19 protein-coding genes are annotated in these 26,089 nt (G+C 54.7%); 1 reads left to right on the top strand and 18 read right to left on the bottom strand.

Translation table 11 applies throughout. From position 1 onward, the window contains the following. Nucleotides 1–23: 23 nt before the first annotated feature. The 14 genes from GSQ82_RS10250 to GSQ82_RS24725 form a co-directional block, all read right to left on the bottom strand. Nucleotides 24–2,210: a patatin-like phospholipase family protein gene (locus tag GSQ82_RS10250; RefSeq protein ID WP_158792150.1), complete on the bottom strand. Its 2,187-nt coding sequence runs from the start codon at nt 2,208–2,210 to the stop codon at nt 24–26. A gap of 224 nt (nt 2,211–2,434) precedes the next feature. Further along, nucleotides 2,435–3,757, bottom strand: a complete 1,323-nt coding sequence (locus GSQ82_RS10245; RefSeq protein ID WP_158792149.1) for a TolC family protein — start codon at nt 3,755–3,757, stop codon at nt 2,435–2,437. A 187-nt stretch (nt 3,758–3,944) separates the two neighbouring features. After that, nucleotides 3,945–5,582, bottom strand: coding sequence for an FUSC family protein (locus GSQ82_RS10240; RefSeq protein ID WP_371417188.1), 1,638 nt, complete (start codon nt 5,580–5,582; stop codon nt 3,945–3,947). Nucleotides 5,583–5,874: 292 nt separating this feature from the next. Then, nucleotides 5,875–6,921 (bottom strand): multidrug transporter subunit MdtN, encoded by a 1,047-nt coding sequence (mdtN, locus tag GSQ82_RS10235; protein ID WP_216847060.1) that lies wholly within the window; start codon nt 6,919–6,921, stop codon nt 5,875–5,877. Further along, nucleotides 6,921–7,247, bottom strand: coding sequence for a YtcA family lipoprotein (locus tag GSQ82_RS10230; RefSeq protein ID WP_216847059.1), 327 nt, complete (start codon nt 7,245–7,247; stop codon nt 6,921–6,923). The genes mdtN and GSQ82_RS10230 overlap by 1 nt, the downstream gene beginning before the upstream one ends. 261 nt (nt 7,248–7,508) lie before the next feature. After that, nucleotides 7,509–8,135 carry a response regulator transcription factor gene (locus GSQ82_RS10225; RefSeq protein ID WP_158792147.1) on the bottom strand — a complete coding sequence of 209 codons (627 nt, stop codon included), beginning with the start codon at nt 8,133–8,135 and terminating at the stop codon, nt 7,509–7,511. A 198-nt stretch (nt 8,136–8,333) separates the two neighbouring features. Further along, nucleotides 8,334–9,380 (bottom strand): cytochrome d ubiquinol oxidase subunit II, encoded by a 1,047-nt coding sequence (gene cydB, locus GSQ82_RS10220; RefSeq protein ID WP_158792146.1) that lies wholly within the window; start codon nt 9,378–9,380, stop codon nt 8,334–8,336. A gap of 12 nt (nt 9,381–9,392) precedes the next feature. Then, nucleotides 9,393–10,754, bottom strand: a complete 1,362-nt coding sequence (locus tag GSQ82_RS10215) for a cytochrome ubiquinol oxidase subunit I (RefSeq protein ID WP_158792145.1) — start codon at nt 10,752–10,754, stop codon at nt 9,393–9,395. 118 nt (nt 10,755–10,872) lie between these two features. After that, complete coding sequence (locus tag GSQ82_RS10210) at nt 10,873–12,333, bottom strand: CoA transferase (RefSeq protein WP_158792144.1); 1,461 nt, start codon at nt 12,331–12,333, stop codon at nt 10,873–10,875. A 66-nt stretch (nt 12,334–12,399) separates the two neighbouring features. Then, nucleotides 12,400–13,314: a 3-hydroxyacyl-CoA dehydrogenase gene (locus GSQ82_RS10205; protein WP_158792143.1), complete on the bottom strand. Its 915-nt coding sequence runs from the start codon at nt 13,312–13,314 to the stop codon at nt 12,400–12,402. A 38-nt stretch (nt 13,315–13,352) separates the two neighbouring features. Beyond that, nucleotides 13,353–14,294 carry a 3-hydroxyacyl-CoA dehydrogenase NAD-binding domain-containing protein gene (locus GSQ82_RS10200; RefSeq protein ID WP_158792142.1) on the bottom strand — a complete coding sequence of 314 codons (942 nt, stop codon included), beginning with the start codon at nt 14,292–14,294 and terminating at the stop codon, nt 13,353–13,355. Between the two features lie 93 nt (nt 14,295–14,387). Continuing rightward, nucleotides 14,388–15,689: an NAD(P)/FAD-dependent oxidoreductase gene (locus GSQ82_RS10195; RefSeq protein ID WP_158792141.1), complete on the bottom strand. Its 1,302-nt coding sequence runs from the start codon at nt 15,687–15,689 to the stop codon at nt 14,388–14,390. Between the two features lie 299 nt (nt 15,690–15,988). Next, nucleotides 15,989–17,434 carry a PAS domain-containing protein gene (locus GSQ82_RS10190; RefSeq protein WP_158792140.1) on the bottom strand — a complete coding sequence of 482 codons (1,446 nt, stop codon included), beginning with the start codon at nt 17,432–17,434 and terminating at the stop codon, nt 15,989–15,991. A gap of 559 nt (nt 17,435–17,993) precedes the next feature. Further along, nucleotides 17,994–18,386 (bottom strand): hypothetical protein, encoded by a 393-nt coding sequence (locus GSQ82_RS24725; protein ID WP_216847058.1) that lies wholly within the window; start codon nt 18,384–18,386, stop codon nt 17,994–17,996. A gap of 268 nt (nt 18,387–18,654) precedes the next feature. Here GSQ82_RS24725 and GSQ82_RS10180 point away from each other — a divergent pair, with 268 nt between their 5' ends. Further along, nucleotides 18,655–19,101 (top strand): hypothetical protein, encoded by a 447-nt coding sequence (locus GSQ82_RS10180; RefSeq protein WP_158792139.1) that lies wholly within the window; start codon nt 18,655–18,657, stop codon nt 19,099–19,101. Nucleotides 19,102–19,227: 126 nt separating this feature from the next. On the opposite strand, the gene GSQ82_RS10175 is transcribed toward GSQ82_RS10180, so the two are convergent. From GSQ82_RS10175 to GSQ82_RS10160, 4 genes are all read right to left on the bottom strand, one after another. Next, nucleotides 19,228–20,277, bottom strand: a complete 1,050-nt coding sequence (locus tag GSQ82_RS10175; protein WP_158792138.1) for a HoxN/HupN/NixA family nickel/cobalt transporter — start codon at nt 20,275–20,277, stop codon at nt 19,228–19,230. Between the two features lie 78 nt (nt 20,278–20,355). Further along, the gene (locus GSQ82_RS10170; RefSeq protein ID WP_158792137.1) at nt 20,356–21,387 is read right to left on the bottom strand and encodes a DUF4331 family protein; all 1,032 of its coding nucleotides are present in this window, start codon (nt 21,385–21,387) and stop codon (nt 20,356–20,358) included. 377 nt (nt 21,388–21,764) lie between these two features. Further along, nucleotides 21,765–24,812 carry an AAA family ATPase gene (locus GSQ82_RS10165; protein ID WP_158792136.1) on the bottom strand — a complete coding sequence of 1,016 codons (3,048 nt, stop codon included), beginning with the start codon at nt 24,810–24,812 and terminating at the stop codon, nt 21,765–21,767. Between the two features lie 328 nt (nt 24,813–25,140). Then, on the bottom strand, nt 25,141–26,082 hold the full coding sequence (locus tag GSQ82_RS10160; RefSeq protein WP_158792135.1) for a rhodanese-like domain-containing protein: 942 nt from the start codon (nt 26,080–26,082) through the stop codon (nt 25,141–25,143). Between the last annotated feature and the right edge of the window lie 7 nt (nt 26,083–26,089).

The raw sequence follows: 26,089 nt of genomic DNA, 5'->3' as shown, positions 1-26,089 counted from the left end.
CGAAATCCCTTTCCAGACGCCGTCTAAAATAACTTGCCGAAGGTAAAGAAGATCTTGCGGTGGTCGTCACCGCCTATAGCGCCGCCGAGCGTAATCGCGCCGACAGGTGTGCTCAACAAAACTCCTCCAAATCCGTCCTGTCTGAAGATAGCCGGATGCTCCGGGGACCATACATTGCCTTGTTCGTATCCTCCGGTTAGATAAACTCCCTGACCTATGCCGGTTGGAAGTGAAGCAATTCGTCGCAAATAAATTGCACGTAGAAGTTCGGTATCCGTGCCACGATATTCATCGACTGACGATGCGTAGAGACGCAGGGGGCCGCCAAGCGTGAAACGCAAGGGGTCAGCTACCGTGCTTCGAAAGTACGTATTTACCTCAGTCGACAGACTGATGAGATTAGTCCCCGCAAAGGTAAACGATTGTCTTGCACTCAGCTTGGCAAAGGGCGCATCTGCACTCGCTGAGGTGTCGAAAAGATGGCCAGCCGTGAAGTCGATCAAGGTGCCATGCGGCGATGCAATCGCTGCGGTTCTCGTGGTATAGACAAAGTGCGCCGCTACACTCTCCACACGTCCGGAAAGCTGCGGTGTGGGGCTCGAGTCCGCTCCGCTGACAAGTTTCCACCGAATTGTTGCTGCCCGATACTCTAGCGACGCCTGCAGATTTTGGCTGACCGCCAAACCGAAATCGAAGCCGCCACCCGCGTGCTGGAGGAATCGCTCAGACACTCGTTTCTGATCCTCCCAGAGGTAAACGGGCTCCCGGAGAATCTGTACGCTCGGCTGAATGAAGAATCTCGAGGTCCCCAGCGGTCGATAGTATTCGGTACCCGCTTGCGTGAGGTATCCAACACGGACATCCGATCGCAGTTCCGAGCCGTAGCCGCCCAAGTTTTGATCGACGAATCGAATGTCGAAAATGCTGCTGGTAACGTTCGAAGTAGAAGCCACGACTTCAGTCCCCAACAACAAGTAGGGCGGCCCGTCTGCTTTTTTGTCCCAATAGATTTTAACCCCATCATCGGGCAAAACGGATGTATTGCCGCCAGTGTTCGATCCCGCGGCCGAGCTCTTGAAGGTCTCATAATATGCATCCAGGGCGCCGTTACCTCTCACCGTCGAAACAACGGCTTCCGCCCGTTCTGGCTCAAAGGGACGATTCTCTAACCGCTTCGCAACCGCGGCCACATGTGCAGAGACAGATGGGTCTGAGCCTGACACGCTCGTCACCTGGATGTTAGCCGGCAGACGCCTCAACTTCGCCGTTAGTGCAGCTTCATAGACCTGCCAATCAGACTCAGATATTGCTAACGGGAGTAGCTTGCTTCCCTGCTTTTCGGCAGCATCATATCCAGCCTTGATAAGAGCTTTCGCTTTGGTGTAATCCGTCACCGAGAAGTTGTCTAATTGAGGAGAAATCTCGATATCTGCGGAAGAACGATTCAGCTGGACATTCCGGCTAGTCCCAGCCGAGAGCGTGCGCGCGAAGATTCCTACTAGAGAAGTCGCATCCTGGTCTGAAAGTGGTGAATCACCGAGATACACCGAAATCACAATCTGAGCATGCAGCTCGCTACGGAGCACATCTGTAGGTAGATTGTCCATGATCGCTCCGTCGACCAAAGTATCTTGCCCCCTTCGCACAGGTGGAAATACTCCTGGGATCGAGATGGAGGCGCGTACGGCAAATGGAAGGGAGCCCGAGCGAAACACCGCGGGCTGCAATGTTGTTAGGTTCGTCGCAACGCAGCGAAACGGAATTGGCAATGCGTCAAAGTCCAGATTCTCGCTGTTGTACGCACTCAATTGCCGAGCAAGAAAGGCATTCAACTCGCCGTCCGCTATCAGCGCGTTTCCGATTGACGGCGTCCCATGGCGCAGACCTATCGATAGAGCCTGGGGCAACTCATTTTGATCCGCTCGCCTCCTGAAACTGAGATCGCTCATGGAGGGCTTCAATGTGAAGAGACCGTCGAAATTTGTATCGGTTACCAAGTGTTCAAGCTCTCTGGCGGAATGTCCAGAGGCGGCCAGAGAGCCAACCAGCGCTCCCATGCTTGTCCCCGTTATCTCATCGACCGGGATGCGATGATCATGTAGCCACATAAGGACGCCAATATGGGCGATACCAAGAGCGCCTCCTCCTTCCAAGGCAAGGCCAATCCGAGGCCTGGCATCCACCGTATTTTCCGGTGCGTTCTGATCCACGCCACGTGAGGTCTGAGCATTCAGTACAAGGACACAAAAACCAGCGATACATAGGGCTACGCAGACGGAAGCTCTCCGCATTCTTCGCCTCCAATCTATTTCATTTAGTCGCAGCATATGACTCCTGACAAGAACTAGCTGGGAGCAAGTGCGAGTTCCCTGCCGGCAAAGCGTTCCATGTGACTTGGCCGCAGCACCTGTGTAAATTTCGTGTGACTGTCCCATCATCGGGGCGCTGTTCCGAGCGTTCCTGTCGCAAAAGCAATCGTGGCCGCAGCGGACAAAGCAGATGTGTAGGCATCATCTTCGGCAAGCTCTGCCTGAAAGAGATGTGTCTCGGCGTCGACAGTTGCTGTCACTGTGCCAACCCCCTGTTTGTAGGAATCCAGGGTTGCGTCATAGGAGGTCTGCGCGGCAGCTTTCAAGACGAGTGCTGCATCGTTTGCCGCCAAGCTGGTCCGCAGAGCGATTTGTGCAGAAACAATCTCCCGCATTGCGTTTAGGCGTAGCTGATCGAGAGTCGCCGAAGCTTTGTCCTCGTTATTCTTCGCCTGACGAATTGCGTTGGCACGCCGATGGCCGTCAAAGATCGGAATGGACATTCCCACCAAGACCGTTCCGTTCCATTGATTACCGGTGATATTCAGGGTCGGTAACTGCTCTCCGATAGCAGGAACTGCTGTGAGTCCAAGTTGACCGTTGACATAAGCGCCGGTACCCGAGAGGAAGATCTTCGGGCGGTTCTGGGCTTCGGCGACTCTCACGGAGGACTGACTCGCTTGCAGCGTGTTGTAACTTGCCAGCACATCCGGACGACGGGCCAGAGCTTCACGAACGATCTGATCGACGGGCGCCAGATTGTCCGTGGAGAGCGAATGGTGCATGACGGGCGCAATCCGGATCGTTTCCAGCGGCGACACCCCTGTCGCCGCAAGCAGCGTCGCGTATGCCTGCTGTTCGGCTCCTTGTGTGTTGACCACAGTGAATTGCGCTTGTGCTGATAGGTTGCGAGTCTGGGCAGTTTCAATGACTGTGCCTTCGCCGTGGTTGTAACGCGCCTCGGTAGCAGCCTCGATTTCCTTGGCGTTAGTCAGTGCCCTTATAGCGGTCAGATGGCGTTCGACTGCCGCGACATATGCATAATAGGCAACGGAGACAGCATAGATGACTTGTTGATGAGCGCCGGTAAAAGCGATGTTAGACGCATCGGTCAATTTTCTCGCCGCACCAACAATGTTCTTTCTTCCGCCAAAGTCGAAAAGAAGCCACTCCACGGACACAGCCTCCACGCTGCCGAACACATTTCCGGAACCAGGAACGGTGGCTCCAAAGATACTGTTCTGACCGTTCGCTCCCTGATAACCGCCAAGCACATTGGCAGTGATAACGGGCAAATAGGTGCTCGCGGCCATGCCCTCACCAATAGCCACATTACGCGCTCTTTCCCAAGCCAGCCGGGTTTCTGGGTTTTCTCGTTCGGCAATGTCTATCAACTCCACCAGATCGTATTCATGGTCTCTGGAGAGTGCAGTGCGAGGCGCCGGCATGTGTCCTGCATCTGGATTCGGCGACAAGACAAAACTTCCCGGTGGGAACGGCGAATCAGGAAGCCTCAGTCGCCTCGCGCGATCAGGTAGAGGGCCCTTAGGAGATGATGAGGCTCGGTCTACACTCTGCGAATGGATGGGAGATGTGCTGAACGGAATCAATAGTGCGATCAGGATGAAGAGCGTTTTATTCATCTTGTTCCGCCCGTTTGAGGTGAGACAAAGCCTGCTGGAACGCGCTGATTCGAACCCGCACCAGATTCTCCAGCAGCACGAGCAATTTAGCTTCAGTGTGACTGTTCAGGTTGGCGTAGGATCCTGCCGCAGCCCGCCAGTCCAGGAGGTCGCGAAGGCGGCTTCTTTCCTGTTCGGGTGCCAACTCTGCAAAGCTGAGGAGCGCGGGTTCCAACCTTCGAGCCGCTTCTACCGCATGTTGTTGCGCATCGAGCCAGGTGCTTCCAGGACGGATCGATGCAGGCTCGTAGGAGGCTAAATGAATATCGCTCGTGATCCCGTTCAATATCGAGTGAGTCTCAGAGGCCAGACGCCACCGGGACCATCTATCGATGGATTCGACCATGCCCTCCAGATTCTCCTTGGCCCTGTTAAGGGCATCATCAATACGCGGACCAACGCTGACCGGCCATATCCGAGTCGCGACGAAGTACGAAACTACGTTTCCCAGAAGAATGCCGAGCACGCGATCACGGGCAACCACCATGTTGAAGGAAGGCGCCGGGCCTTGGATGACACAGAGAAGGTATGCAAACGCAATCTGAAATCCAGCATAGGAGATGTGCTTGTCGCCGGCCGCAATCCAGGCTCCGAGGAACGCGCCTGCAAAAACAAGCACTGCCAGAACTTCTATGCTCGTCACCCAAGGAATCACCTTGAGCATGACCAGTAGCCCCAGCCCAGCACCCATCAGGCATCCAAGAATGCGCAGAGTCAACTTCTCAACGCTCTCCGCAGCCGTTCCGAGTGAGACGATAAAGCACGTGATCAGCGCCGTGTGAATACCAGGCCAGCTGAGGATGGAATAGATGAGATAGCAGAGCATAGCGGCCACCGTGACCTTGAACGCGAACTGCATATGCACGGGGTTCGTGAACGCGTCTGGCACGAAGAACCCTGTGCTCTCTTTTGGCTTCTTCGAACTCTGTGGCAGTCTCAACTCGCCAAACTGCGTGAGCCCGGCGTTGAGAAAGGCCACGGCTGAAGCGGCGAGGTCCGTGCAAGCGTCATCGATGTCTACCGAATCGACCTTGGCTGCGTATCCACCGGCGGCAAAGATAGAAGCTATCTCCAGCAGTCTGATCTCAATTGTCCGCTTGATGTTTTGGGGAGGCATTGCCTGAGGTTCGTCCAGCATGAGCTGTACTGCGGAACGCACGATGACGACACAATCGGAGGCACCTTTCAACGCAGCAATATCCTCATCCCTACTTGTCTTCTCGAGACCGGCGAGCTTGAGGTGAACCTGAGTTTCCGCATCGTCCATCGACGCTAGCCGCGCTAACTTACGAATCGCAGCACTATCGCCCTCACCCAGAAGCTCCGCGGCGGCACGAAGCCGCTCCGCGATCTCCCTCTGTGCGAGGCTCCGTGGAGATGGTGCGACGAGCAGGTTTACGAAGGCTGAGATGAGCGCGGGAATTCCGACAAAGAGCCACGCATAGAGCAGACCCCGCGTCCCCAACTCCCCTATCGGAACCGAACCTAATACATCCAGCGCATACGCAAGAACAAGCGCTATCGTGGAAGCCAACGGCTTCAGTTTGCTAGCGGAGGCGAAAAACAGCATGACGAACGAGATCGATGCCATCACGAGCACTCGCACGGCTGGGCTTGCCCAAACCGGTTCCGCGAGAAGCAGCAGTAGAGCCACGACAAAAGTTATGAGTATTGTGATCGCGATGGTCAGCGCCATGCTGGACATACGGTCTGGCTTATTTAGGAAAAACACCAAATAGACAGTGAGGGCGATCTCAGGGGTTTTGTAGGTTTCTGCAAAAACGGCCACGAGCGTGCAGGTCAACGCGATACGCGCGGCGAATGCTAGCCGAGCCTGAGAAGACTCAAGAATAAGAGGCCATACGGATGCCCATCGAATACCGCTATCTGCACGCACGGCCATGTGCAACCTCCACGACGGCGCTGGCACCAAGCCTTACCAGGCGTTCTGGCGGGTTCTCCAGGCGAATGCGCACCGGAAACCGTTGAGCTACCCTGACCCAATTGAGCGAAGGTTGCACGTATGGAGCTGCTCTGGGCAGCTCAATCTTATCTGCGTCAAGCACTCCATATCCGATACTCTCCACGACACCTCTTATCGGCACACTGCGATCGATCATCGAGTAGACGGTCACACAAACCCCAGACTCGATTCGATTGATGTCAACCTCTCGGAAGTCTGCTGAAGCGAACCACTCCTCTGTGTTGATAAGGGTGAACAGCGCTTGCGATGGAGCAACGACCTCGCCGGTGGATATCGTCAAGCCGACGATACGTCCATCATGCGGGGCTCGCACTTCCGTGTCTGATAGAGCACGGCGTGTATTGGCAAGCGTGGCGGCAGCGGCCCGCACACCCGCGACGACGGCGTCTTCCGTGTCCACCGCGCCTTGTGCGGCACTTTGCTGTTTTTCTGCTTGCGCGAGTGAGGTTGTCGCATCTTGAGTCGCGACCTTTGCCTGATCGAACTGTTGTTGCGGAATATATCCTTTAGCCGCCAACGGTCCGAGACGCTCTTGTGTTCTCTGTGAGAGGGCTAGATTATCTCTCGCTCGGCTGATCTGTTCATTTGCAATATCCGCGTCCCAACGTTGCGTCGTAACAAAACGTCTTTTAGAGCCTACCGTCGCACGCGCTACATCGAGGTTGGCCTCCGCTGCAACAACGTTGATTTGATATGGAACGGGATCGATCCGAAACAGGAGATCGCCTTTGTGCACTAGTTGGTTCTCATGGACCGCCAATGCAATGATCCGCCCACCGACCAGTGGTGCGATGTGCACGACTTCCCCGTCGATGCTTGCGTCATCGGTGCTGGGCTTCGCCCTCAGTGACGTCTGGACCCAGAAGAAAATGGCCAGCACAACAAGAAGGATGACAATAACCACGCCTAAAGGGTTGCGCCTACGAATTCCGCGAGCTTCCATCATCAGCGCACCACCCAGAGCTGCCAAACGACAAGGGCAACAATGACACCGATTGATGAACAAACCGCCAGCTGGTAAGGAATATGGTTCGAAAGTCCAGTCGCGACCATCAGACCTCGTACAACCACCGCGACAAGGACTGCAATAAGGGCACACAGAAGCCATGCCGGAAAGTAGGCGCCGGCTATCGTAATGGAAGGCGCTCCGCCACAACCGACCAAGAACAGTGATTCAACTGTCACGAAGGCAACTGAGGTGGGTCGGGGTGGACGGCAACCGCAAACATTTGATTTCGCATATGCCCCTCGGGCGATCATCATTGTCTTCATTCGCCCCTTCCTTTAGGTTCGACCGGTGCTGGATCTTCCTAAAGAAGCGTCTCTGGAGAGACGCCCTTGGCCTCTTTGAAGCGTAACGAGATGTCGCAGTTTGAAGAACGACCTTTGCGGTAGTCGCGGAGCTACACTTTCGTGGGGCTATCAGGTGGGCCAGAGACGAGCAGGGGGATGTTTTATTCCATGAAGCCGGGGAGGGAGGACTTTTGAAGCAACCTGTTTTAGTCACTGGATTCTAGCGATCATTGGATCGCGTCAGCCGATCAGGTAACCGCGCTTTGCCGCTATGGTCACAGCATGGGTGCGGTCGTTCGCTTGTAATTTCAGCATGACATTTCGCATGTGGCCCTTGATCGTATCTTCGGTAACTCCCAGAAGGTCTGCTATCACCTTGTTGGAATTTCCATCCGCGACCAGACGGAGCACCTGAAGCTCTCTCTCGGAAAGGTGGTCTACCGCGAGATGAGTGGCAATTCCCTTCGCAACTTCTGATGGAACGCAGCGAACACCAGAGTGGACGGCACGAATCGTCGTAACGAGGTCTGTACGAAGGAGCCCCTTAAGCAAATATCCCATCGCCCCGAGTTTGAGCGCTCGGCTTGCCTGGATATCTCCGGCATAAGTGGTAAGCATGACAATGCAAGCCTTCGGAAACTCTGCGAGGATCTCCGACATGGCTTCGATGCCGTCCATCTCCGGCATCTGCAGATCCATGAGTGTGACGTCTGGAAGATGCTGGCGATATGCTCTGACGGCGTTGATTCCGTTTTCAGCCTGAGCCACAAGTTCGATGTCAGATTCCTGCTGAAGAGCAAAAGCGATACCATCCCGCATGAGCGGATGGTCGTCTACGCACATCACAGTAATCCGTTTCGGTAGCATGTCTGCCTCCGCCCTTCTGTCTTGCCGAGCTGCACCTGGCAGATTCTGATGATCTCCGCCCACATATCAGTTTAGGCGATTGATTTCTGAGCACGATCGCATTGGCGGAGAATCACTTCCCGTCTAAGATCGTTAATTCAGTGTAATGTCTACCCTTAAGATATCTGTTCGTGTCATCGGCCACTCTCGCTCCTGCCCTCAGTGTTCGTAACCGCCATCGTCGATAGGAACTTTCCCCCGGAAGAGCCAATAGACGATGCAGAAGTATGTGATTGCCAGACACATTCCTACGGACCACCAGGCCAGACCGACCCGTAGCGTGTGCGGCGGGGATAGAGCCTGCTCCACCGTAAGGTCCCGCCCTTGAGTGCCAACAGCGGGAAGGATAACTGGAAAAAGACCGAACGCCGCCCCGAGAAACATGGAAGATAGATAGCCGCAAGAGGCGAGAAAACAACGGAACTGATTGCCCTTCGACAGGGTAAGACGAATCGCGATCAGACAGGCAGCACCTATCAATGGGAAAATGAATGCAATTGGATGGCGCAGGTAGTCAGTGAGCGAAGCGGGCCGAGCCAAAACGGTAGCTGGTATGCCTATTGTTGACAGGACGAGTGTTGCGGTCCAGCCCTGCTTCGCGAGCCGGGTGGCACGCTCTTCTACGTTCCCTTCGGTCTTCAACGCGAGGTAGAGAGAACCGTGGAGCGAGAGGGCCGTCAACGCAAGGACGCCGCCAAGAATCGTGTACCAGTCAAGGATGCCAGGATTGGGTCCGGTGCGGAAGTTCGTCCAGAGCGGAAGGAAAAAGTACCCGTCCGCACCTACAGGAACTCCACGGACGACGTTTGCAAGAGCAGCGCCAAAGAAGATAGCTAACAGAGCGCTTGAGAGAAAAAAGATCGCTTCAAAAAACGTTCGCCAGAGAGGCTCTGAAGAATGACCTCGAAGTTCAATGCTGATCCCACGAAGAATGATCAGCCAGAGAACGATCATCAAGGGAAGATAGAATCCACTGAACGCGGTCGCGTACAGCAGCGGAAACGCAAAGAAGAGTGTGCCGGCGGACGCAAGCAACCAAACTTCATTTCCGTCCCACAAGGGGCCAATGGTGCGGAGCGCCTGAGAGCGTTCCGAATCCGTGCGGGCAATCCATAAATAGATCGTGCCGACCCCGAGATCGAACCCATCGAGAACGATGTAGGCAGTCAACATCAGTGCGACAATCCAGAACCACAGCGTACCCATTTGTTTTGCTCCTCACGCGGTGACGGCAGATGCCCGGTCGCTCTTTGCAACGGTTGGTCCGGACTGAACGTGGTTGTAGAGAAGGATGATCCACAGAAGCGAAAGCACACTGTACATTCCAAGGAAGCCGAGCAACGAAAAGAGGCCATTGCTTGCGTTCACATGCGGGGAGTAACCCTGTGACGTCCGGATGAGACCATAGACAAGCCAAGGCTGGCGGCCGATCTCTGCGGTCATCCATCCCGCGGTGGTCGCGATGTAAGGTAGAGGCCAACTAAGCAGAATCGGCCAAAGCATCCATCGGCAAGAATAGAGCCTGCCGCGCCATAGCAGGAGAGTTGATAGTCCCATCAATGCGCCAAACCACGTCCCGAGACCGACCATGATGTGGTAGCTGTAGAAAAGCAGTGGAAGTGTGGTTGGCCACTGATCCTTCGGGAAATGGTCGAGTCCCTGGACCTCGGCAGATGTTGTGCCATAAATGAGAAAGCTCAGAACTTTGTTGACAACAAGGGGATTGTCGATAGTTCCGGACTCATAGTTGGGTTGACCGAAAAGCACCATCCCGGCACCTTTCTCTGTGTGGAACTGTCCTTCCATGGCCGCGATCGCCATAGGCTGATGCTTGGCCATGTACTTGCCGTGCAGATCTCCCGTTGGAAAAACCTGCAGCGTGCAGGAGATGATCCCGGCAATCACTCCGAGCTTTAGGAAGGTACGCCCATATGGACCCTTTCGCCCCTGAAGCAGGTAGAGCGCCCCAACAGCGGACATGAAGAACGATGCCGTCACTACCGCTGCACACATATTGTGCGCATACTCCAGCCACGCCCATGGATTCAGCAAAAGATCTCGGAAGCTCGTAACTTCAAAGACGCCATTGCTCATAATGCGATAGCCGACTGGATGTTGCATGAACGCATTCGTGACAATGATGAAGAATCCGGATATCCAGGAACCGAGGAAAACGAGAAATGCCGAAAGCCAGTGCATACGGCGAGACAGTCTCTTTTCGGCAAAGAGAAAGAGTCCAAGGAATGCCGACTCCAGAAAAAAAGAGAAGATTCCTTCCATCGCGAGCGGCATACCAATGACGCCGCCAGTTCGACGAGAAAATTCGGACCAGTTGGTGCCGAACTGGAACTCCATCGGAATGCCAGTAACGACGCCAAGAAGGAAGTTAACTGCGAATAGTTTTCCCCAAAAGCGAGCGGAGTCCTCGTATACTTTCGAGACCTCCGGATCGGATGACCGTAGCGCGAACGTCTTGAGAATGACGATCAACAATGCCAGCCCCATGGTCAGCTGCGGAAAGAGGTAGTGGTACGTGATCGTGAAACCAAAGTGAATTCGATGGAGCGTAAGCGCGTCCAAGGTCCCTCCTGGCGCCGGAGCTACGGCTGCGGCCTAGACATTTCACCGCTGTGCGAATCGAATGGCTCGTTCTGCCAAATGTGAAAGACAAAGGCGACCCGAGTAGGGCCGCCCTTTTTTATCGGGATAACCACTCCGGCTTCGAGGAACCGATCGGTGCGATGATCGGATCTGCCCAATATTCGGGCGTCTTCGACATCTCGATCTGTGAACCGAGACGTGTGAATTCGCCGAATGCTGTCAGGCCCGTTTGAAGATTAGGTTTGATCGGCTTGTGGTCCGGGCCCAGATTGTCGAGATTGAGAAGCGTTGCGTTGTCTACGAAACCGAGAGCCTGCTCGAACATGATTGTTTGGGATAAGGTGACCGTCACTTTGTAGCTGCCGCCCTCTTTAGCCCTCCGCAGCAATGCAGCCTGTACCCCAATGGCTGCCAGATAGCCGGTCAGAAAGTCGCATACCACTTGCACGCCGTGTGGCAATTGGGGTTGGTCTGCTGAACCGAGATCGCAAAGCATTCCACAAAGACCCGCGGCGGTGAAGTCGTATCCCATCCAGTCGGCCCACGGTCCGGTAGGTGTGTTGAGCTTGATCTTGACGTAGATGATTCCGGGACGAATGCTCGCCAGCGTGTCCGCTGAGAACCCCTGTTTATCCGCCAGGTGCGGACGCAGATTCTCGACGAATACGTCAGAATCTTTGACGAGTTCATAAATCGCCTTACGGTTGCCGTCGATACGTGCGTCCATGTATGCTTGGCGAATTCCGGCCTGGGTCTGCCAATACATCGTAGGCTGTTCGATCCAGTTCAGCGTATTCAGGTTCAAAGCATCTGCTCCCTGCGCTGAGAGTTGGCGCAACACCGCAGGCCCCGCCACGACATGCGTCATACCGAGCGCGCGAATACCTGAAAGTGGCCGTGCACCTGGAGGCAACGGTTCCGGATCGCTGTCGCCAATCTTCTCGATATCGATCAGGGGCGCACTTGCATGGCGCTGATACTGTTCTGTGGCGCGAAATTCCTTGCTCGTGCGGCAGATGACTAACGGTACGCCTGAGTCTTGGGCCGCGGTTTCCAGGTCTGCCGAATCCCACTTACGCGTAGCGTGCTCAAGCTGCTTGGGCAACGTTCCGCTGTCCAACAGTTGCATGATTCGCTCTGTGTTCGAGGCGTAGAGCGAGGTGAGAATAACGAAGCGGCCATCCCGGGTCGGAAGAATATGCGAGCCTAGTTCCCCGACATTGCCGCCCATCATCTGAGGCGTGCCGTTGACCAGAGTGTAGCCGGCAAGCAAATCTTGCCAGGGGCTCTGAGTGACGTAGGCTTTTCGCAGGTCGATATGGATATCCTGGCTCTCACCGGTCCGATGCTTCCAGATGATTGCCGAGGCTATAGCGTTCGCGCCACTGACAGAAGCCGAAGCGCAACCTACCTTGAGGTGGGTCGGACGGATAGGATCCATGCCCGCAAACGTAATCTGGCCGCCAAAGTCTTCGCGCTGGAGCCCAGCCTCTAATAGCAGACCGTCGACCACATTCAGCAGGTCCTGATGGTTATTCACAGGTTGATAGGAATACATAATGCTCCTTTCGTGACCGTCAAAAGTGTGTGTGAGGACATCAGTGGGCACCCAGCGCAGTTTGCTTCAAGCCACGTAGGCGATACCGGTCAGGTTTCCTTCGGCGGCCAACAACATTTTGGGATTCGTCCCATCAAGATTCGCGCTGTACACAGACCCGGCAAGGTCGGTGACGAACATACGTCCGCCGTTCACGTCGAGAGCCAGACCGATTCCCTCCATTAAGTGTGTAATCACGATTTGCGATTCGGTGTGAGAGTTCGCGGCTATATCCATTGAAGCGCGATTGACTGTATTACCTCGTGGTGGATCGCCGCGATCAGTCCAATACAGCATCCTGCTTGATGGATCGATATCAAGGTCTATCGGCTCGGGAAGATGCTCGAACAGCAGCTCGATGTCTGAGCGGGTTGCAGGTCCTTCGCCCGAGAGAATCTCAATGCCGGCGCGGAAGATACGCCCTTGCCCAGCATTGTCGCCGCCCTTCTGGGTCCAGTAGATTTTTCCGCCGTCCGCATCGACTGCGATCCCTACGCACCACCGGGTTTGGTCATGTCGATCGTCGTCGTTTTCCCCGGTTTGCACCAGCGTCTCTATTTCTGTGCCATCGAGATTGCAGCGCATGACGCGCATACCCTCGCGATCACACCAATAGAGCTTCTGCGACTTCGCTTCGATCTGAAGCTGTTTAGGCGTGAAAGTCGATCCGGGCGGAACGATGACCGTGATGTTTCCACCATCGAGATCGGACCGGAAGATGGAGCCATCGTTCGCAACAGGGTTCCCCATGTTGGTCCAGTAGAGATGTCGTCGCTCGGGATCTGCAGCGAGTCCATCGGGGTGCCTTTGACCGCCCCCGATGATGACCTTCAGATCGGACCCATCGGGTCGAGCCGACAGAATCCGGCCTGCCCCAAGATCGAGAAAAAATATCCGCGCACCTTCTAGCGCGCTTTTTGAGGTGCTTTCAATTGCAGACATAGATGCAGCACTCCTTTTCTGGTTATCAGTCGGTGAGATCAGAGCCCGACCCTGGAACGAGATGCTAGAAGCCCAAGAAGCACTTCGTTCTCCTGATTTGCTAACTCATCGACGGAACGCTCACCCACCTCATGAAGAACTCCGTCGACAACGGTCTGCTTGAGTGCATCGGTGACATCTGGAGCAGCAAGCGATCCGATCAAAGCTGTTAGCGGGGGCATGAGGTGTTCCATGTAGTGGTGAATACCCCCGGCGCCTCCGCCGAGATGCCACTGCAGGCTCGGCCCCATGACTCCCCAACGAAGTCCCGGCCCGTAACAGATTGCAATGTCGGCATCCTCAACGCTAAGCACACCCTCCTGAACCAGATACAAGACCTCTTTGTAGAGAGCGGCCTGGAAACGATTCGCCACATGGCCGGGTAGAGCTTTGTGCAGCCGAATCGCCTTCTTCCCGATCGATGTGTAGAACTCCATCGTTCGCAGAATGGCTTCTTCTGAGGTCTTGGCACCGCCCACGACCTCGACCAAAGGAATTACATGCGGGGGGTTGAACGGGTGACCAATCACGCAACGTTCCGGCCGCTTGCAGCCCGATTGGATGACGTCCATGGTGAGGCCGGAAGAACTGGAAGCGATGATGGATTCCGGCGGGGTAGCATCATCCATATCGGCGAACAGCTTGATTTTGAAATCAGGGCGTTCGGGTCCATTCTCCTGCACAAAATCTGCTTCGCGGAGCGCCTCCTGCATGGAAGATGCAAATTCCAGCCTTTCCATCGATGCATTTGGGGCCAGTCCATATTTAGTGAGCAATCCCCATGCCTCCGCCACATATTTCCGGAGGCCTTCCTCTGCGTTTGGTGCAGGATCGGTAGCGACCACATCGAATCCGCGCGAGAGATAATACGCGGCCCAGCTTGCGCCGATGACACCTGTACCAACAATCGCGATGCGTTGAATGGGTTTGTACGAGGACATTTCTTCTTCTCCTTGTCTGAAGCTGAGGGGTTTTGTGTTTCTCTTCACAGAGGCTGACCTGTTTGAGCAGCGAGCGGCATAGTGGCGATAGTGCTAATCCACGGGTGGAGTATTCATCCCATTCGACCAGTCAACGTCAGGTCGATCCAGAATCGCGTCGACGTGAACATGGCCGAAGTATTCCCATGCCCACTCAACGAAGGTCTCGACTTTCGCGCGTACCGTCGTCAGCAACAAGGCGTGCACTCCGAGCCACGCGGCAAATGCGAGCGTTCCGGTCACCGTATGCCGGTTTGAACCTACTTCAGCTACTGCCGCGTTCCGGCCGACCATAGCCATGATTCCCTTGTCGTGATATTCAAAACGTTTGCCGGAGTTACCTAGTGCGGCTGCGGCTATGTTCTTTGCACAATGGCGACCTGCTTGCTGGGCAACCGAGGCTAGTTGCGGTAGCGCCTGGCCATCGACGGTCTGGAAGTTTGCGAAATCTCCAACCGCATACACTCCAGGAAAATCTGCGACGCTTAGATCTGGTTGAACATCGACTCTACCGCCGCGCCCTGCCTTGATACCGAGTGAGTTGGAAATAGCCGCCCCCTTAAGCCCTCCGGCCCAAATCACCAGTTCAGCAGGAATGTGGGTACCGTCCGAGAGGGTGACACCGTTCTTTGCTACCTCCTTTACGGAGACCCCGAGCAGTAACTCGATTCCGCGGTTTTTCAGCATTTCCGTTGCATACTCCTGAGAGTGCTTGCCGAACGGGCCGAGAACAGTCTTCCCCATGTCGATCAACGTCACCGATGCGTGTTTTAGATCGGCATGCTTGAACGCAAGCAACGATGTGCGCTGCAGTACATCACCAATGGCGCCGGCGATCTCAACTCCCGTAGCACCCCCACCGATCACGACAAACCGCAGCGGTTCCGTTCTCTTGCCGGCATCTCGATCTGCGGTTTCAAGAGCACCGATAAGGCGTGATCTCAGGTGCTCTGCGTCAAGCAGCGAGTAAAGCGGTAGCGCATGCTCTTGAACGCCAGGGATGCCAAAGAAATTTGGCTCTGCGCCTGCGGCAAGCACCAGGAAGTCTCCCTGAAATTCGTCGCCACCGACTGAATAAGCTGTCCGTGTGGCGAGGTCAACGGACTTCACCTCCGCCATGACAACGTCTACATTTTCGTGTCCGGCTAACACAGCCCGTAGATTGAACGCTGCATTGTCTGGCGATAGAGTGCCTGTGGCGACTTGATACAGCAATGGCTGAAACTGCTGATAATTGTTTCTGTCAAGAATGGTGATCTTAAGATTCTTATGCGCGGCCAGCTTCTGTGCACAATTGAGCCCGGCAAAACCTCCACCAATAATCACGACGCTTTTGATATCGCTTGAATTCGACATGCTTGCTCCTCACCTGTTCGGCTAAGCAAGCCAATTGTGCTCTAGTCGTCTTCATTTTCAACGCCGCTGTAGATGGGTATGCGAACTACACTTTCGTGTGTGCGCGCTCCTAGGCTCAGGGCCACGGTTTATCTTGGATCAATATCTACGATTATTCCGAGGCCACGGTCATTTTAGTGAAGGGGGCGCCTCCGAACATAAGCGTGATGCGCAAATACAGTCACCAGGCGTGGCCAATTCGCGAAGGCTGGTGATAGAGACACGGAGGTAATGAGTGCATTTAACCTGGTTCTTGCTGTTCACGAGACATCGTAGGCGTGCGACCCCGGGATTTTCAGTTCAATTCTGGTCCCGAGCCCACGTTCACTCCAGGGAGTGAAGTTGCCGCTGACAATCTTTGAACGTTCGCGCATGCCTGCCAAACCAAAGTGGCCTTCGCCGCGACCCGTTGCCAGGATAGCGGGATCGATGCCTGTTCCGTCATCAACTACGGCAAGTCGGAATTCCTCTGCCTCGTATCGAAAGTGCAGTCGTATATCCTTTGCACGAGCGTGACGGAAGGCATTTCGAAGGGCCTCGCTACCGATACTCACGACTTCGTGGATAACGGAGGGGTTCAGCCGAGCTGGAACTCCTGAAACCTCTACATGAAACGAAGGGCAGCCGCCGGTCCCGAGCCCGGCGGCTAATCCTTTGCCCAACGTGGTAAGTACCGTGATGAGATCGCCAGGTTCTTCCGTGCCCAGACGTAGTCCCTGGATTGCCTCTCTCCCCTCAGCAATGGCGCGATCAGCCGTAACAAGGGCTTGTTCGAGCGTTTCCTTAACCGGCCCACCGTCGAGAAGGTTCTTCGCAGCCCCCAACATGAGCAGCGTCGCTTGAAAGTTCTGCAGCAGGGTGTCGTGCAGCTCGCGCGCAATCCTCGTACGTTCAAAGACACGCTGCTCCAGCACCGCTTCCTCAGCCCGCTTCCGATCTTCGATATCGAAGGTGATGCCGTACCATTTGATAATCTCCCCGTGCTCGCCATATCTGGGCACGATGCGATGGATCACCCAGCGGTATACCCCATCCGCCCGTCTACACCGCGTCTCAATGTCTAGCGGCCGTCCGGCAGGAAAAGATTCAAGTTGAGCCGCTACGAGGCGGGGTAAATCATCCGGATGGACCACATTCTTCCAGTTAAAACCAATCATTTCCTCGGAAGACAGGCCATAATATTCGAGCGTGCGCCGGTTGAAAAAGTCGACGTTTCCATCAGACGATAGCGTTCCACAAAGAACTGGAATCGCATCGATCGTATCGCGAAGTTCTTGCTCAATTTGATCACGAACGGTTTCATGATGACGTTGCAGCTCTTCCTGCACACGTTTGCGGTCATCAATATCGAAACCTGCGCCATACCATTTCAGGAGCTGGCCGGATTCGTCATAAGCAGGAGTGCATCGAATGAGCCACCATCGATAAATCCCATTTTTGCCGTGAACGCGAATCTCTTGTTCCAACGGGTCGAGGCACTCAAGCGATAGTTTCCAGGCTGAGGTGTACCGTTCTACATCCTCAGGATGAATTACCGATGCCCACTTCCAACCAAAAGCGGCGCTCCCGGGGAGGCCGGTATACTCTTCCCACTGAGGATTGACAAAATCAACCGTGCCGTCGGGCAGCGCTGACCACACGTATACGGGGATTGCGCTCATTACATTGCGGCACTCGTCACCTGTCCAGCGTTCTGGCACCGTCATAGAAGTCTCGCAATACGTTCTTCTCCAGCCTACAACAGGCATACCATGAGACATAAATAGGGCTACTTAAATGGTGCCGGCCGGGTTCTATAGAGTATCCAGCGGACAGCAGGGGTCGAATTAGCACAATCGTCGCTACGACACACTTGGCGTCATCATCTTCTTAAATCGGAGCCAGCAGCGTCTGCACCCCATGGCAAAATCGAGCGCTGAACTCGCAACATCTGAGCTTGCTCTTGAATATGCTTATGTTCAACCCTCTTATGTTCTCAATGGCTTTAAAAAGAGGTGCGCCAAGCTGACTTGCATGAGCTAAGTGCGCCGCGCCGCTTTTGCGAAGGCCAATCCTGCTGTGCAGGACCCTTCGAGACGATAAACCGAGAGAAAGCTTGACTGGACACCGAGCTCCCACTTGGGACCTGGGATGTCCTTTGGCTCCGATGAGTCAAATGACTTCCACAAGCACAAATAGTTGTGGAACTAGATTATTTGTTTTTAGAATGGTGAGTGGGAATCTTGAATGCCGTCAGAGCCTCAAGCAATACATGTAGTTATTCTGCTAACTAAAACAAATAGTTATATTTCTTTGCTTGATTTTTTCATCCTGCACTTCGTGCAGCAGGATATTGTCGCATGTATCGACATGTGACATGCTGCCGCGAAGAAGGCTGGGAAACAAGCGCACATCGCCGGCAACCCTTTCGAGGCTTTCGTAGCGGAGATGTTCAAAAGGCCTACCTCCGCAGCCGTGTCGAAACCCGAGCCCAAACAAAACCCCAAGCGGATATATATGCCAACTCTGCCGGATCATCGAGAACATTGGTAGGAAGAGCGGTGCCATGGCTTGGTTGTGATTGAATTCATAGCACTTGCTTTCATCGAGTGAAGAATCACCAATGCACTCTTTAAGCGAACTTACGTCCGAAAACCCGAAATTGTCGGTACCAATCAATCGGCGCGGCCTTGGCTGAGACGGTGGGTTCAAAGATCTCAAACGGGCTCGAAGCACGGGAGCATGAATTTACACTGGTCTGTATGCCGTTCTTCTGTCAGACTTCAACTACATGTCTTCCTGTGACCAGTGCGGAAAACCGGCCCTCGTAAACATCGCAAATCATCCCCTTTGCGTTGGCTGTTACGCTCTGCTGCAGCAAACAGAAACGGCGAAACTGGAAGCCTCTAACGACCAACTGCGGCTCCTGTACGCGCACCAAAATCACGTGACAGCCGAAATGGATTGGATGGTTGGATTAGGCTCTACAACCCCGAGGATAAATATACCTGCCAAGCCTTCTGCACAATACAACACGATTCACAGCGTGAATGTGCAGGGGGGTAGCACGGTTGGAGCGATCACTACCGGTTCGGCGCAAAGCATAGCGGTAGCGATTGGAAATACGGAGAAGCAGGGGAACACGGACCTGGCGGCAGCTCTTAAAGCATTCACGGACGCGCTGGCGAATGCGCCTGTTGCTGACGATCAAAAGCGAGAAATGGCGGAGCAGCTAGCGACGCTTTCTGAGGAGCTGACGAAACCTAAAGAAGCTCGTCGGCGCGCCGTAATCGGTCCGATGCTAGACGGGTTGAGCAAAGCCGTTGGTGTATCAAGCGGGCTTGTCTCCTTATGGGAGAAGCTACATCCTTTACTCACGCAAGCGCTTAAGTAAGCTCTTCCGTTACGGGGACACCCAGGCAACGTTGTAACCGGCGCGCATTGACTTTATTAGCCTGTGGGACGCGCTTCGCGGAACCAATTCGCACCGACCCGCAGCTCACCTTCGGGGCTTGGCTCATCAAGAACCTTCAAACAGTGTGATGTCGTCGAAGCGCCGCCATTTGTAGTAGGCAACCGATATGATCCAGCTCAACGCAAAGAACCCGACGATGAGGTATCCGAGCGTTCCAAAGTTCTCATTGAGCTTACGCACAGCGTCCCAAAACATTCCGCCAAAATGAAATTGACCGGCAAATAGGCCTAATGCCTCAATGCCGCCCACGACCACGGCAACAATCACCGAGACGAGCGTGATGGTCATGTTGTAGTAGAGCTTCCGAATGGGCTTAACGAATGCCCATCCATAAGCTCCCAGCATCAGGATGTTGTCTGTTGTATCGACAAGTGACATGCCTGCCGCGAAGAGGGCTGGGAAAACAAGCGTGGACATCACCGGCAGCCCTTTCGAGGCTTCCGTCGCGGAGATACTTAAAAGGCCTATCTCCGTAGCTGTGTCGAACCCGAGCCCAAACAGAACCCCAAGCGGATACATATGCCAACTCTGCCGGATCATCGAGAACATTGGTCGGAAGAGGCGTGCCAGCAACCCCCGATCTGCCAAAAGCAGATTCAGGTCCTCCTCGACATAGGGCAGGCCATTGCGGACACGTACAAAGACATGGTAAACGGCACGCAGCACGGTGAGGTTCACGAAGGCGATGCCGAATAGGAAGATGGTCGATACCAGGGTGCCGATCATCCCACCGATACTCCGGAAGGCATCGACGCGGTGCTGAAGCACCGAAGCTGCCGAGGCAATCGCTATCGACCCAACGAACACCACTGTTGAATGCCCAAGCGAAAACATCAATCCGACTGCGACCGGTTGCTTGCCTTCCTGCATCAGCTTGCGAGTCACATTGTCGATTGCCGCGATATGATCTGCATCGACAGCATGCCGCAGACCAAAACTATAGGCAAGAAACGCTGTCCCTAACAGCACTGGATAATGGCGAAAGGCTATCAGAGCCCAGAGCCATGCCCCCACATTGAAGATCAGTAATAGCCCGTAAATGCCGAATATTCTGACCCTCACGTCGCCGAAAGCATTGTTTCCTGAACTGCGCATCTGAACTCCGGCGGTGAATTTGTCAGCCGGAAAACGGTTGATCGACTGGGCTCGGCTCCGGCCCAGTCGATCGATTTCTTACACTGCCAGTGGAACGTAAGGGAACATCTTGCGAGGCTTTGAAGTAACCGATTCCTTGCCGATCCCGAGTTGGATCGGAGTGTTCGCCGCGGTGGAGAACATGACATTGGGCGCATTGTCCGTGAGGGAACGACCGTTCCACTCGACGAAGCCAAGCGATGCTTGAGTGCCAACGGTGTAAGGAAGCATGTTGGGCAACAGACGATGGGCGATCTTCTCGGCGTATGCGTGCGGATCTTCAGCCGTTCCGTATGCGGCGACCACAGATCCGATGGACTTGGTAATGTGCCCTCCGTAGGTTGCGAAGTCTTCAGAGGGGTGTCCGGCATTGAGCCGATTGCCGAAATCTTCGTCGTACTGAGCGAACAGCGGAGGCATCATCGGTAGTCCGATACGGTTGATCGAACGCCATCCGCCTGCATCCGTTGCGAGTGTAGCCACAGCCCATACACCGATCTTTCGATTGTCGCCTGCACTGGCAAGCAGTTCGGCATCGGGTACTTCCAATACCATTGCGTACACGGTATGACCGGCAAACAAGTTGTGTGCTTTGCTTGGATCCCACCCCGTGAGATCCACCTTGGTCCCATCTTCAAACGCGTGGCCAACGGCATGGAGAACATCTGGCTCAATCCAGAACGGGTCACCGGCGTGACCAGCCCAGGCACGCAGTCCTGATGGCGAGGTTACAGTTTCGTCAGTCACTCCGTGTGCCACCACCGTACCGGGCGCGTGCGGATCGACGGCGTCTTTGCCGCTGATGCGGCGAATAGTGTACTTCTGCTTTCCCTGCGCGTCGCGCTCTTCGAACGTAAAGCGATAGGTAAGTTCCTCAACAGCATCGCCGTTGAGATCGATCTTGAACTCGTACATGCCTTCCGGATGGTAGCCGGTAATTGGCGGCTTTCCGATGGAGTGGCAGACGTTTATCACAAACGCCGTTCCGGTCTCTCCTCGAAATGCATAGAGGTCGGTGATGTCGAGGCGAAGGTCCTGCCGAGCGATAGGTGAGTCGAGATGATGCGACATGCTTTTCCCCTTTATGTTTGTGGAATCGGATCGGAAGGTAGACAGAGCCGAGGCGGCTCGGGATAGACTCATGCCTGCGACCATGGTCGCCCCGCCGATTAGAATCTTCCGACGCGACATTTCCTTGATTTCGTTTGTGTTTGATTCAGGAGCATCCGTTCTTTCAATTGATCGCATAGGTGCGGCCACCTCTTCGTTTAACTTTCCGGAGATTTACAGACAGCGTTAGTTCAGCCAGTGAACAGGTAGGCAAGAAATTCGTATGCGTACTGGGCACTTCCTTAGAGAGGGTAAAGGGAGGCGCCCTCCGAATTCGTGAATTTGTTCTGGAGATTCTCTGGAGAATGCCTGCTGACCAGGCGGCCGACCGTTCAGCCCTACAGAAGGCGCACGATATCGTTCTCGGGCAGGACCGCAGAAACAGCTCTCGAGGAAAGAAATGCGGCACGCAGAGGATGGCTCTCGGGGAACGAACTCGCAATTTGGAGGATATTTTCTCTCATCATCCGAGCATGATCAGACCGGTGAAGCACAGAAGCGGTGGCGTAGACGCGCCAGGCTGCCAATGGCAGCTGATGCCCGTTCACTAGGTCAAGGCCCATCGAAATCGAACGTTCGGCACGCTTTCGGTCGTTTTCTGCAATCGAGATTCTGGCATCCATATCCCAGGCCAGAGCCTGCCAAGTCCGCTCCGCGGTCGACAGCGCGGTGCCGAGGAACATATCCGCTTCCTCACGCGCATTCGCCAGCACCTTCTGCTCAAGCCACATCTCCGCAAGCGCACATTGGAGAGGCAAACGGAGGTACCAGTCAAGCATGACAGTCTGGTTTTCCATCTCGCTCCGTGCCCGCAAGAGAAGATCGAGGGCTTCCTCATGAAGTCTCAGTCCAACCTTAGCCGAACCGACCAGAATCAATCTGCTCCGCGAAAGAAACTTGAAACTGTCGCCGAAATTGCCTTTGTCATCAGCGTAAAGATCACACTGCTTCACGACGCCTGAAAAGTCCATCAGGTTCAGATGTATCCATGCCCGGTTCAGACGAAGAACCTGGGCGGGAAAGGTATCTCCGTTTTTGTCTGCCATCTCGATAAAGGTATGCACCTGTCTCAAACCTTCGCCTGGATCTCCGAGAAAGAGAAGACTTGACGGTAAGAAGAACTGAGCCTGCTGGTACGCGGAGCTGAGGAAAGGATTCTGTTCGCCTGAACGCTCCTCCAGCTGTTTCATGCCCAAAGTGAGGTAATGCCGCGCATCACGGTATTCCGAACATGCCCATTGAATCCTGCCATATTCCACTAAATGTGGAGTGGCCAGTCGCCGATCATCCTGCCGATTGATGGCTTCGAAGGACTCGCGTAAATGAACAAGAGTACTGTTGGTCCAATCGCCGGCCCAGGCACGGAAAGATAAGCTGTTGAATCGAATCTGTGTCTGAATTACAGGATCGTCGACCTCAGCTGATAAAGCTAAGGCACGCTCTATAGCCTTTAGGCACCGTTCTGAGCTCACCCACGCCAGACACGCGGCCAATCCCTGATAGGCCTGAATCTCCGGTACGATCATTCCATAGGCTGCCGTCTTCTGAATAAGCTGCTCGTGCGCTTCGATACAACGAGGATCAAAGAGCGCGAAATAGAGACTGGCTAATCGTGCAAGTATTGCCACTTCTTTTGTCTGCCTTATTTGGTCAGCAAGTCGAGTGACACAAGTCAGAGCGTGCTCAAGAAGGTCGAGAGCCTCCCGCGGAGCATATCGTTGCAGAGCGCCCTCCGCTGCCAGAGTCAGATAGTTAACGGTTCGGCTCCAGTCGAAAGCATGTTCAAAGTGATACGCGAGTTCGCTGGCAACTGTATCGAGACGATTATGGTGAAATTGTTCGAGTTGTTCGCCGATCAGGCGATGGCGCTCCGATCGGCGCCCAGGCGCCTGGCGCTGGTAGAGGACTTCCCAGTACAAAAGATGAACAAACCCATATGCTGGAAATGCTGTGCCCACGGAGTCAAGGCGCTCGATTGGTCGAATGATGTGTTTTCCGTCGCCCAGTCTATGGCAAACGTCATCGACCTCGCGCCAATCGATTCCGCAGGCCGGACCGATCAGAAACGGAGAGAACGCGGGACCGGAGATGCTGGCTGCCTCCAGAATCTGCTGATCGAAGCTACTAAGCTGACTGATCTGTGCTTCCGCAAGCGGGCGAAGGCTTTTCGGTATCGTGAGATCCATTTCGGATAAGGATCCCTTGAGCATTAAATGATTGCCCTCTCGAGCGAGCACCCCTTGCTCGAGGGCATGCTCAAGCGCTGCAACAACAAAGAGGGGATTTCCTTCGGAAAGACGATAGAGAACATCGGCTAAAGCTTGATTTAGTCCGTGCTCTGCGCCCGAGAACAAAAGATATTTGGAGATGTCTGTATGGGTAAGAGGAGTTAGTTCTACTTCAATACAAAGGGAGCGCACAACCAGATCCTCTTTCACCCGCCGGATGGGGCTATTCGTCACAAAAGCATCGAGAGGTCGATATGTTGCCATGACAAATAATTGAGTGGAACGGCGACCACGTGCAATCGTGGAGATGACATCGACCGTTGCATTATCCACCCACTGCAAGTCTTCGAGAAACAGAACAAGCGGGCGATCTGCGGCGATCGCCTCCAGGGCTTCTACAACCTCCCGCAACATGCGCCCCGGAGTTGCACCCATCACGTCACGTTGCACTGCCTCCCGCTCCTGTGGGGTTAGAAGCTCGGGAAGCTGAACGATGCAGGTGGGAGCCTTTTCTATCATGGTCTGGATTACCGACTCACCAACCTCCCGGCAAAGCCCCCCTATCGCCTGGAACATGGGGAAGTATGGATCCCTTCCCCCGTATCCCTCGATACATTGTCCCCATGCCACATAAGGCGGAATACTCGCCACCGCGAACTGCTCCAATAGCTGAAGACATACAGAGGTCTTCCCAATGCCGGGTTCCCCGGTTATGAAGACCATCTGCCGGTGTCCTTGAAGGACAGATTGAAATCGCCCTTCAACTACCGATAAAACGACTTCTCGGCCAACCAGCCTGGGAGACGCCGAGGCTACGAAGTTCTCGCGCTCCATATTCTGTTGCTGAATCTGAGCTATAAAGCGATATCCTCGGCGCGACACAGTTTCGATGAAACGAGGGTTACGGGGACTGTCGCCTAACACTGCTCGCAGATCTCGAATGTATCCGCTCAGTACCCCTTGTTCCACAAATGTATTCGGCCAAAGGGTGTCCAGCAGTTCCTGATGTGTGACAAGACGATTCGCGTTTTCAACGAGATATTTCAGGACAGAAAATGTCTTAGGCGCAAGAGGAATGCGCGATTCGCGACCATTGTATTCGCGGCGTAGCAGACAACAATTGACGAGGTCCAGGCGAAATGGGGGAAATTCCAGCATCCGTATTCAATACCCAACGATCCCTATCGAAGATAGCGATTGCTACATTCGCAATATGACTTCCAAGGAATCGATTATAAGGAAACAACAACTGGAAGGATTCGCGTGCCGGCGCACAACGCGTTTAGTGAGAATAGTTTCACCAAGCCTCTGCAGCGAAGGGTTCCGCCGTTACACACAGGCGTCGTCCATGCGCTCAAAAGACCCGCAACTGACAGCTCATTCTGGCTGAGTTTTTGGGGGCGTTTCATGTGGATTTGAACACGTCAATGAATCAACATACGGGCCTATCGAACATGCGCCCATCAGCAAGAGAGCTCTCGGGAAGTTAATCTGGCGAAACAATTGGCAAACCCAACGCTCGCCAGGCATGGAATCCCCCCACCATATCCGTCGCCCGCCAGAGCCCGAGATCCTGCAAAGCAGCCGCCGCGAGGCTTGAGGTATAGCCTTCCGAACAAAACACGATGATCTGAACGTCATGATTTGCCGCGATCGGTAGGCGCGCGCTGGAGGCTGGATCAAACCGCCACTCGAGCACGTTGCGCTCAACGATCACCGCCCCAGGAATACGACCCTCTGTTGTGCGCTGGCCCTCGGGACGAATATCGACAAAGATCGCCTCTGTCTCGCCCGTCGCCTCATAGGCCTCAATCGGAGACAGCCGACGCAGTCGGGCGCGGGCCGCTAAAAGTACCTGCTCAATGCTCCGGCCACCGGGCCGCTCTGCTGAGTTCCCACCCTTCACGGGCCACTCCTGGTCGTGCGTCTCAGTCTGCCGAGACGGGCGTCCCCGCGGGACCAGTTGATCCCCATCGAGTTCGTACTCGTTCATCTCGCTGAGAGGAGGCGAATATGCATGAATGCTGATGGCCGGCGCGACGGAGAAGTTACGGACATCGTGTGTGTAATCAGGACCGAATGCCCGCGGCTCGCCCGGATGTATTGCGACTGTCCGCCCACCTTCACGCAGTTCCTCCAGGATCCCGGTCGCTACGACGAAAGCTCCGGACGACTCACCGTGGTCGTGGAAGCCAGTGGATTGCCCTGGCAGCCAACTGATCACCCAAATGTCGTGGTCCGGACCGTGATACAGACGCTCGTACCAGCGCCCTTCGGCCCGTAACCGCACCTTTTCTATCCATCCATCCGAAGACGCGAACTGCGAGACGATACTGGCGAGTTGTTCAGTCGTTTTCAAGATGGCGCGGGCTGACACCGACGGGCTGCTGGTCTCAGGACCAAGGTCTTCCTCTGTTGCAAGTTGCATGGAATTT

This window comes from Granulicella sp. L60 (assembly GCF_009765825.1).
Classification (GTDB): domain Bacteria; phylum Acidobacteriota; class Terriglobia; order Terriglobales; family Acidobacteriaceae; genus Edaphobacter.
Note: the sequence above shows the minus strand (reverse complement) of the source record. Positions and strands in the feature narration are given on the sequence as shown.